The organism is Bacillus sp. VT 712, from assembly GCF_001614195.1.
Lineage (GTDB): Bacteria > Bacillota > Bacilli > Bacillales > Bacillaceae_H > Priestia > Priestia flexa.
On the sequence record NZ_LWBK01000034.1, the window covers coordinates 21,687 to 32,044 of the forward strand.

Genomic DNA, 10,358 nt, shown 5'->3' on the forward strand with positions numbered 1-10,358 from the left:
TCTGTCGTCAGACTTCTATTTACATAAATACACCGACAAGAATAGCCGTAATGAAGCTTGCTAATGTTCCACCAATGATTGCGCGCAAGCTGAGTTTCGAAACTTCTTTTCGTCTAGAAGGGGCTAAAGAACCTAAGCCGATAATAAGCTGTCCAATTGATGAAAAGTTCGCAAAGTTACATAAAGCAATTGAAAGAACTGCTACGGTCTTTGGCGATAGCTCATCCATCACTTCAGTTAAGCTTAAATACGCAACAAATTCGTTAGCGGCAAGCTTCGTTCCGATAATAGAAGCAGCTTGTAAAGCATCTGAGAAAGGAATACCAATAATAATAGCAAAAGGATAAAATAAATAGCTGAAAATGGTTGCTAAATCTATGTTTACAAGGCCTAGTGCCCCGTCAACCAACGCAAGAATACTAATGAAAGCAATTAAAAGACCACCGATATTTAAAGCTAGCATTACACCGCTTGCTGTTCCGTCTGCCATCGCTTCAAACACATTTGCATGATTGCTTTTTTCCATTGCTACATTTTCTTTTGTTTGAGACTCTTCTGTTTCTGGCAACATAACTTTTGCAATAATAATTGAAACAAGAGGTACGCTAAAGACAGCGATGAGCAAATATTTCATATCAATTCCCATTAAAGAGTACCCAACAAGAATTGCACCACTGGCAGAAGCTGTTCCTCCTACCATAACAGCAAAAAGCTCAGATCTTGTAAGCCTGTCAAGGTAAGGTTTTACGAGTAAAGGAGCTTCAGCAAGCCCTAAAAATGAGTTTCCAACCGCATTAAACGTTTCAACTTGCGTAGTGCCAAGAGCTTTTCCTAAGATAATTCCGACAATGCGGACAAAAAAAGGAATGATTCGTAAATAGTAAAGTGCAGACACTAAAGCTGAAATGAAGATAATAACGGTTAGTACGTTAATGGCAAAAACAGAAGTAATATTGGTGTTTTCAAAAAAACCACCGAACACAAACTGAACACCTTCATTGCTATAATTAATAACTTTTTGAATACCTAATGCCATTTTTTTAAGAAAAGTTTGACCTAGAGGTACTTTAAGAACAAAAAGTACAAATAAAATTTCGAGTGAAAGACCTACGAGAACCGTACGCCAAGGAAAAATTTTTCGATTTGTACTTAAAAGCCAGCTGACAAACAAAATTGCTACAAGTGATAGTAGACCGATAAGATAAGACATGATGGAATCCTCCTATAAAAAAACTGCTTCCTCCAAGCTATAGGAGAAAGCAGCAGTAAGTCTTACCTCATACGTACCGCTTTCCCTTATAGTCTAACAATTTACGGTTGTTAGGTAGAAACTTGCGATCCATATTATCGCGATTATACAAAGGAAGCGTATAAAAATGTGTTTTCATTCTATCAATATGACTATTGTATGACAACATTAAATTAATGTATTTTAAGAAGTTTATATATTATAAATATTCTTTTTTCATAGAAAAGCGATAACATATATGTTAGCCATCTAGTTAAAAGGGAGGGGCTAAAACATCAAATTTCCTGTTTTTAGATAAAAAAAAGGAGAGAGAATAAAAAATCGCTCTCCTTTTTTGGATTAGCCATAATATTATGGCATTTATTACAAAAAAACTATGAATTTATGCGGGTGTTAATGATATTATGAAGTAGTTGAAATTTAACCTAGGGGATGAAGTAACTGGATGAAACTATCTCAGTTAGAAAAGGAGATTCGTGCTTTACAAGATATTATCTATCGCTTGGCAAAGGAAACGAATGAGTACTCTTATGGCACGATTCTAAAAGTTAGCCAGGAGTTAGATAAAAAAATTTTTTTGTATCAAAAATTGAAGAATTCATGTGATTAAATGAATAGTTTTCTTTCTCTGTAAGCAAAATGAGTATGCGCGGCTCAACTAAAATTGCTTAAATACGTTAGAAAAAGGTCTTTATTTGTTTGATAATTGAAAAGAATAGCATAAATACTGAAGGTTACGTCAAAAAGGCTCTGTTATAAAACAGAGCCTTTTTGATGTAACCGCTTACTATTTCATAACATCTACACAGTTATCGCATTTATTTCCATAGCATTCATGCTGCTCTTCAATCTCTTGACCGCATTCTAAGCACTTTTTAGTTGGTAGTTTTTTGAAAAAATCAGACATTTTTTCTAACATCTCCATCGCCTCCGTTTGTTTGTTATTAACATTGTATTATAACAGTTTTATTTTGGCAACTGTGTTTTAGAACAAAAATAGCCCTTTTTTATAAAAAAATGTAATTTGTTATATAACAGTTAGTTATCTGTCAATTCTTGTTCCATCCTTTTTTGTTTAGATTTTAAATGGACCTGGGGTATACTAGGGCTAAAGGCATTCAGAAAGGGAGGACAACTTGGATGAAAGTAACAGTTGTTGGTTTTTGGGGTGGATACCCTGGCGTGTCAGAAGCAACCTCTAGTTATTTATTTGAACATGATGGCTATAAGTTGTTAGTGGATTGTGGAAGTGGAGCACTTGGACAGTTGCAAAAGTACGTAGCTCCACAAGAACTTGACGCAGTTATTTTATCTCACTATCATCATGATCATGTTGCTGATATTGGCGTACTTCAATATGCTCGATTAATTCAATCTTACTTAGGAAATGATGTGAAAGAATTACCTATTTATGGACATACATACGATCAAGCAGCGTTTGAAAAGCTGACACATTCTGGCATTACAAAAGGGGTTTCTTATAACCCTAATCAATCGCTAGAAGTTGGACCATTTACCATTACATTTTTACAAACAAAGCATCCTGTGACATGCTATGCGATGCGAATTTCTGCTGGAGATAAAGCTGTCGTGTATACAGCAGATTCTAGCTACATTGATGCGTTCGTGCCTTTTTCACAGCAAGCTGATTTAGTAATCTGTGAATGCAACTTCTATGCTCACCAGAATGGAAGCGGGGCAGGGCATATGACGAGTACCGAAGCAGGGAAGTTAGCACACGGTGCTAACGCGAAAGAACTAATGCTAACGCATCTGCCACACTACGGAGAAGTAGAACAATTAGTAGTAGAAGCAAAAAACGAGTTTACAGGGAACGTTTTTTTAGCAAGTTCAGGATTACAATGGAATAAGTAGGAGGATAAAAGAAAAATGTTATACATTAACAATGGAGATATACATGACCCAAGAATTAATCTAGCAATCGAGGAGTATGCGCTTAAGCATTTAGATATTAACGAAACGTATTTATTATTTTACGTGAATGAACCGTCTATCATTATTGGTAAAAATCAAAATACAATTGAAGAAATCAATACGAAATACGTAGAAGATCAAGGAATTCATGTTGTTCGCCGTTTATCAGGTGGAGGTGCTGTGTACCATGATTTGGGTAACCTCAACTTTAGCTTTATTACGAAAGATGATGGGGAAAGTTTTCATAATTTCAAGAAATTCACGGAGCCTGTTATTGAAGCATTAGCAAAACTGGGAGTAAACGCAGAATTAAGTGGCCGTAATGATATTTTAGCCGAAGGACGTAAAATTTCTGGGAATGCACAGTTTTCAACAAAAGGTCGTATGTTTAGTCATGGAACGCTTTTATTTGATTCTGAAATTGAAAATGTTGTATCTGCGTTGAAAGTAAAAAAAGATAAAATTGAATCCAAAGGTATTAAGTCTATTAGAAGTCGCGTAGCAAATATCAGTGAGTTTTTAACGGATAAAATTACCGTAAATGAATTTAAACAGCTTATCTTACGCTACATTTTTGATGGAGAAGAAAATATTAAAGAATATAAGCTGACTGAAAAAGATTGGGAAAAAATCAACGAAATTTCGAACGAGCGTTATCAAACGTGGGAATGGAATTATGGGAAATCACCAAAATTTAACGTGCAGCATGCTCACCGTTTTCCAGTTGGACAAATTGATGTGCGCTTAGAAGTAAGCAAAGGTACCATTACACAATGTAAAATTTATGGAGACTTCTTTGGAGTAGGAGATGTTAGTGAAGTCGAAGAAAAGTTAACGAACATCCGATACGAAAGGTCGAGTATTGCAGCAGCATTAGAAAATGTTGATGTGAAGCACTATTTTGGGAACGTTGAAAAAGAAGAGTTTATTGATCTTATTTATTAAGAGCGTAAAGCAGGCTAGAAAAGAACTTAATTCTTTTCTAGCCTGCTTTTTATTTATATAGTAAGAAGCTATAAAAAGTAAGAGAACTATAAGAGCTGCAGTAATCGTTTGTAATGGAGAAAATTTAAAGTCAGTCTTATCTTTATAAGAGTCTTGTCAACGATAGATAAAAAAAAGTATAATATAGTAAGAAAGTTTCCAATATTACGCCTAAATAATGAATGGTTATTCATTCATTATGGCGAGAGGAGGAGAATAATTGAATTTGTCGTTACAGCTTCATACCACTGCGAAGCAGTATCCTGAAAAGATTGCATACGTGTTTTTGGATGAGGAAGTCACTTATGCTGATCTTGATACCTCTATCACTTTATTTGCAAACGGTTTAAAAAGGTTAGGAGTTCAAAAAGGAGACCATATTGCATTATTACTTGGAAACTCACCGCATTTTATTATTGGATTATATGGTGCTTTAAGAGTTGGCGCTACAGTTATTCCGATTAATCCAACCTACACGAAAGGGGAAATCACGTATGTTTTACAGAACAGTGATGCAAAGGTAGCTATTACGCTTGATCTTTTAGTACCTTTGTTGGAAGAAATGAAAGCAGAAATATCTGCGCTTGAGCATTTGGTTGTTTGTGAGAGTAGCCTTCAAAAAGAACACAATTTTCTATCTTCAAATGATATTCATTCGTTTTCATCTATTGTACAACACCAAGACGTTACATATAAATTCCCAACACTTGATGAAGATGACACAGCTTTAATTTTATATACTTCTGGAACAACAGGTAAACCAAAAGGCGCTATGCTTACTCAGAAAAACGTCTATCAAAATGCTAAAGACGTCGCTGATTATTTAAGTATTAATGGCGAAGATCGAGTAGTAGCTGCATTGCCAATGTTTCATGTTTTTTGCTTAACTGTTGCGCTGAATGCCCCGCTGATGAATGGGGGCACAGTTTTAGTGATGCCTAAATTTAGTCCAACTATTTTCTTTCAGCTTGCGGAAGAGAAAAGAGCAACAATTTTTGCTGGTGTGCCAACGATGTATAACTTCCTTTTACAGTCGAATAAGGGTGCTCAAGAAAAAGTGAAGACGCTACGTTTATGCATATCTGGGGGAGCATCAATGCCGGTGGCTTTATTAAAAGAATTTGAAAAACAATTCGGAGTGGTTGTTGCCGAAGGATATGGCTTATCAGAAGCATCTCCGGTTACGTGCTTTAATCCGATTGATAAAGAGCGTAAGCCTGGTTCTATTGGAACTTCCATTATGAATGTCGAAAATAAAGTAGTTGATGAAATAGGAAGAGAAGTTCCCGTAGGAGAAGTGGGAGAGTTAATTGTTAAAGGTGCAAACGTCATGAAGGGTTACTATAAGCTGCCGGAGGATACAGCTCATGCACTTCGAGATGGGTGGTTGTATACAGGTGACTTGGCTCGTATGGACCCCGAAGGTTATTTCTATATTGTAGATCGCAAAAAAGATATGATTATTGTAGGTGGATATAACGTGTATCCAAGAGAAGTGGAAGAAGTGTTGTATTCACACCCTAACGTTGTAGAAGTGGCAGTACTTGGTGTTCCAGATCCTGTATTTGGTGAACAAATTAAATGTTACGTTGTAGTTAAAGATGCTGCTGTTAGTGAACAAGACCTACTTGATTACTGTCAACTTCACTTAGCGAAATATAAAATTCCAAGTAGCATTACGTTTTTAGATGAGTTGCCGAAAAATGCTACAGGGAAGATTTTGCGAAAGGCTTTACGAAAAGAGTTATTAGGAAAGTAAATAAAAAATTGAAAGCGATTTCAGAATAGGGGGGTACTATGGAATCTATTGTGTATGATAAGGATAAACAAGTCGCCACAGTTATTTTAAATCGTCCGGAAGCGATGAACGCATTTAACTACGACATGCTATGTGAACTAGAGCAGGTGGTAGAAAAAGCTCGTATTGATCCAGATGTGCGAGTGGTGAAGTTTATCGGTGCAGGTGAAAGAGCATTTTGCGTGGGAGCAGATTTAAAAGAAAGAAAAACACTTACTGACCAAGAAGTAAAGCGGAATATTTTTAAAATTGGTGAAGTGTTTTCTAAAATTGAACAGCTTCCACAACCTACGCTTGCCGTCATTAACGGTTATGCTTTTGGTGGAGGAATGGAGTTGGCTTTAGCCTGTGACTTTCGATTTGCTGCAGCGGATGTAGGACTTGGATTAACTGAAACAAGCTTGGGAATTATCCCTGGTGCTGGTGGAACTCAAAGATTGCCTCGCATTGTTGGAGAAACAAAAGCACTTGAGCTAATTCTAACAGCAGAGCGGTTACTAGCACAGGAAGCAGAAAAGGTTGGATTAGTGACAAAGGTTAGTCCACTCTATGAATTAAACGATGTTGTTGACGGTTTTATTAGCCGTATATTAGCAAATGCACCAATTGCTTTGCAACAAGCAAAGTTTGCTATTAAAGAAGGAATGAAAGTAGATTTGCAGACGGGATTGCAAATTGAACGGAAAGCGTATGAGTTAACGATTCCAACAGAAGATCGTATTGAAGCTTTAACAGCTTTTGCAGAGAAAAGAAAGCCTGTCTTTAAAGGAAGATAAATAGAATGAAAGAGAACTGTCGATAGCGGCAGTTCTTTTTCTATGGAAAAGGATAACGGGAAACCTCCCTATATAAAGTAAAAGAACCCAATAATTTTGTTCTAAATTTCAGAATGAAACCTACAATAATAATAGCTGATAACTGTTTGTACACTTTTGGATGGTTTTAAAAGGAGGGGTTTATATGAAAAAAATTGTACTTGGTTCGTTTACTTTATTTGTTGTATACGCTGTATTAATATGGCTTTATTTATTTCAATGGAGCGATACCTCTATTCCTGATGCGTTAAAAGGGACAAGTGTTGATCCGGCCACTTTTATGAATGAGAGAGAACTTGTATTAGCACAAGAATATTCACAAATAAAAGATTTTTTATTTTTTCTCTCTGTTCCATATGAATGGTTGGGCTTTGTTTTAGTTCTAGTACTGGGATTCTCGCGTAAATTTAGTAAGTGGGCAAAGGACATTACGAAAATGAGTGCTTTGCAAACTGCTATTTACGTATTCTGGCTATCATTGCTTTTACAGGTGTTTACGTTCCCGCTTGATTGGATTAGCTACAAATTATCGATGGCCTATAATATTACAACGCAATCTTTTACAAGCTGGATGAAGGATATGACTATTGACTTTTGGATAAGTCTTATTATGATGTGCTTAATCGTGTTTGTTCTATACACTCTAATTAACAAGTCGCCAAAAAGATGGTGGCTTTATGCATGGCTATTATCAATTCCTTTTACACTATTTATCACATTTATTCAGCCGGTCGTCATCGACCCTTTATATAATGACTTTTATCCGCTGAAGGATAAGCAGTTAGAAGAAAAAATTCTCCACTTAGCAGATGAAGCATCTATTCCTACGGATCATGTATATGAAGTAAATATGTCTGAAAAGACAAATTCAATGAATGCGTATGTAACAGGGATAGGTGCAAACTCAAGGATTGTACTATGGGATACCACTTTAAATAAATTAAGCGATAATGAAATTTTATTTATCATGGCTCATGAAATGGGACACTATGTGAAAAAGCATATCTATGTTGGAATTGCCAGTGCTCTAGTGCTTTCTTTGGTTGGGTTATGGATGACAAAGAAGCTGTCAGACATGATAATGCGTAAGTGGGGGACTAACTTAAAGGTTAAATCATTTCAGGATGTATCATCATTACCTCTAATCTTACTGTTGCTCTCCATTCTTACGTTTGCGGTTAGTCCAGCTACAAACTTATTATCTCGACACCATGAAGTGCAATCAGATACTTATGCTTTAGAGTTAACGGAAGACAAGGAAGCGGCGGTCAAAACGTTTCAAGCACTCAGTCGTTCAGGTCTATCTCAGGTAAACCCTCCGTTTCTTGTGAAAGTATTTCGTTATAGTCATCCAACCATTTTAGAAAGAATTGAGTTTATGGAAGAGCATAATAAAGAAGAATAACTGTTATAAAGAAAGTAAATATAAGTAAAAACCCACTAACAGCAAGGGTTTTAGGTGTGAAACCCTTGCTTATATAGAAAATTCGTAAAAGCAAGGGTTCATCTTTTGAATATACTGTTATATAATAATCATTGTAAAATATTATCTGTTTTATAACAAAATGATAAGGAGGAGTTGTGACTCTCATAACATGTAAAGTTATAAAAATAGCGGAGCGTTTCATATTACTTAACAAAGAAGCGGATGCATCCCAATATACGCTGAATAAAATCCAACTTTCATTCTTATAACTCTCACACTTATAAAGTTGATGTGTTGTTTCTAACAAGTACATGTAAGCGGATTATTAGCTAGTAAAGAAGTTAAAAAGAAGAGAAAATCGCAAGGGGGATATTAAAGTGAACGATTTAAGAGTAAAGCAATTAGAGGATAGTTGGAAAGATGATGAGCGTTGGAGTGGAATTGAAAGACCATATTCAGCAGAAAAAGTAATTGGTTTAAGAGGCTCGATTGATATTGAACATACATTGGCTAGAAGGGGTGCCAATAAATTTTGGAATTTGCTTCAGACAGAAGACTACATTCATGCATTAGGAGCATTAACTGGAAATCAAGCTGTTCAGCAAGTCAAGGCAGGGTTAAAAGCTATTTACTTAAGCGGCTGGCAGGTAGCGGCAGATGCCAATTTATCCGGCCATATGTATCCTGACCAAAGTTTGTATCCAGCTAATAGTGTTCCGCATGTTGTAAAAAGAATTAATCAAGCGCTCCAACGTGCCGACCAGATTCAACATTTAGAAGGAGAAGGAGAAGTGGATTACTTTGCTCCAATCATTGCGGACGCTGAAGCTGGGTTTGGTGGACAGCTAAACGTTTTTGAATTAATGAAAGGTATGATTGAATCAGGTGCATCTGCTGTTCACTTTGAAGATCAATTATCTTCTGAAAAGAAATGTGGTCATCTTGGAGGAAAAGTTTTACTTCCTACGCAAACGGCAGTTAAAAATTTGATTGCTGCTAGATTAGCTGCAGATGTTATGGGAGTTCCTACTATATTAATTGCTCGTACTGATGCAGATGCTGCAGATTTAATCACAAGCGATATTGATCCGGTTGATAAACAGTTTATTAGAGGAGAGAGGACTGCAGAAGGTTTTTATCGTACAAAAGCTGGTTTGGACCAAGCAATTGCCAGAGGGTTAGCTTATGCACCGTATGCTGATTTAATTTGGTGTGAGACATCTGAGCCTAATTTAGAGCAAGCACAACAGTTCGCGGATGCAATTCATGAAAAGTTCCCTGGTAAAATGTTAGCTTACAATTGTTCACCTTCGTTTAACTGGAAGAAAAAACTTGATGCAAAAACAATTGAAAAGTTTCAAAGCGAAATTGCGAAGATGGGTTACAAGTTTCAATTTGTTACGCTAGCTGGATTCCATGCGCTTAACCATAGCATGTTTGAGTTGGCTAGAGGATATAAAGATAGAGGTATGGGGGCTTATTCAGAACTGCAAGAGAGAGAGTTTAGTAGCGAAGTAAATGGCTATACGGCAACAAGGCATCAACGAGAGGTAGGCACGGGCTACTTTGATGAAGTTGCTCAGGTTGTATCAGGTGGTACATCATCTACAACAGCACTAAAAGGATCAACGGAAGAAGAGCAGTTTACAAGTAATTAATATTAAGAAGCAAAAAACACAAGTGGCTTTCACTTGTGTTTTTTGCTGTGAGGGGAATTATTCCTTTAATATAATTGAAAATTTAAACTTATTACTTTGGGATTGCCAAGCAGTATTCTATTTGTTATATTAATAAATGTTCTTAACGAACAGATAACAAGTAAGTTAAGAATAAAATGAAAAACAAAAAAGTTGTTGACAACGAGTTGATAACTTGATAAGATAGTAAAGTCGCTTAAGAGCGACGGTTGAACTTTGAAAACTGAACAAAGCGACAAACGTCAACGTTAATTTTTTTAAACTTTTATGAGCAAGTCAAACATTTCTTCGGAGAGTTTGATCCTGGCTCAGGATGAACGCTGGCGGCGTGCCTAATACATGCAAGTCGAGCGAACTGATTAGAAGCTTGCTTCTATGACGTTAGCGGCGGACGGGTGAGTAACACGTGGGCAACCTGCCTGTAAGACTGGGATAACTCCGGGAAACCGGAGCT

9 protein-coding genes, 1 rRNA gene and 1 riboswitch are annotated in these 10,358 nt (G+C 36.4%); of the genes, 8 read left to right on the forward strand and 2 right to left on the reverse strand.

The window, feature by feature from the left end; all coding sequences use genetic code 11:
• Positions 1-19: 19 nt before the first annotated feature.
• Positions 20-1,210: a NupC/NupG family nucleoside CNT transporter gene (locus tag A2U94_RS15150; RefSeq protein ID WP_025907639.1), complete on the reverse strand. Its 1,191-nt coding sequence runs from the start codon at positions 1,208-1,210 to the stop codon at positions 20-22.
• A 69-nt stretch (positions 1,211-1,279) separates the two neighbouring features.
• Positions 1,280-1,381, reverse strand: a riboswitch (purine riboswitch).
• A 313-nt stretch (positions 1,382-1,694) separates the two neighbouring features.
• On the opposite strand from A2U94_RS15150, the gene A2U94_RS20780 reads away from it, so the two are divergent.
• Positions 1,695-1,859, forward strand: a complete 165-nt coding sequence (locus tag A2U94_RS20780; RefSeq protein ID WP_076513299.1) for a Spo0E family sporulation regulatory protein-aspartic acid phosphatase — start codon at positions 1,695-1,697, stop codon at positions 1,857-1,859.
• 177 nt (positions 1,860-2,036) lie between these two features.
• On the opposite strand, the gene yhfH is transcribed toward A2U94_RS20780, so the two are convergent.
• Positions 2,037-2,168, reverse strand: coding sequence for a protein YhfH (gene yhfH, locus A2U94_RS20445; RefSeq protein WP_064484053.1), 132 nt, complete (start codon positions 2,166-2,168; stop codon positions 2,037-2,039).
• Between the two features lie 221 nt (positions 2,169-2,389).
• Between yhfH and A2U94_RS15155 the strand changes: the two genes are divergently transcribed.
• The 7 genes from A2U94_RS15155 to A2U94_RS15185 form a co-directional block, all read left to right on the forward strand.
• On the forward strand, positions 2,390-3,124 hold the full coding sequence (locus tag A2U94_RS15155; protein ID WP_025907640.1) for an MBL fold metallo-hydrolase: 735 nt from the start codon (positions 2,390-2,392) through the stop codon (positions 3,122-3,124).
• 15 nt (positions 3,125-3,139) lie between these two features.
• Positions 3,140-4,129 carry a lipoate--protein ligase gene (gene lplA / locus A2U94_RS15160; RefSeq protein WP_025907641.1) on the forward strand — a complete coding sequence of 330 codons (990 nt, stop codon included), beginning with the start codon at positions 3,140-3,142 and terminating at the stop codon, positions 4,127-4,129.
• Between the two features lie 259 nt (positions 4,130-4,388).
• The gene (locus A2U94_RS15165; RefSeq protein WP_025907642.1) at positions 4,389-5,927 is read left to right on the forward strand and encodes a fatty acid--CoA ligase family protein; all 1,539 of its coding nucleotides are present in this window, start codon (positions 4,389-4,391) and stop codon (positions 5,925-5,927) included.
• Positions 5,928-5,965: 38 nt separating this feature from the next.
• A complete protein-coding gene (locus tag A2U94_RS15170; protein WP_025907643.1) occupies positions 5,966-6,742 on the forward strand; it encodes an enoyl-CoA hydratase-related protein in 777 nt (258 codons plus the stop codon).
• 184 nt (positions 6,743-6,926) lie between these two features.
• Positions 6,927-8,186 carry a M48 family metallopeptidase gene (locus A2U94_RS15175; RefSeq protein WP_025907644.1) on the forward strand — a complete coding sequence of 420 codons (1,260 nt, stop codon included), beginning with the start codon at positions 6,927-6,929 and terminating at the stop codon, positions 8,184-8,186.
• A gap of 398 nt (positions 8,187-8,584) precedes the next feature.
• A complete protein-coding gene (gene aceA / locus A2U94_RS15180) occupies positions 8,585-9,865 on the forward strand; it encodes an isocitrate lyase (RefSeq protein ID WP_025907645.1) in 1,281 nt (426 codons plus the stop codon).
• Between the two features lie 324 nt (positions 9,866-10,189).
• A 16S ribosomal RNA gene (locus A2U94_RS15185) occupies positions 10,190-10,358 on the forward strand; the annotation flags it as partial.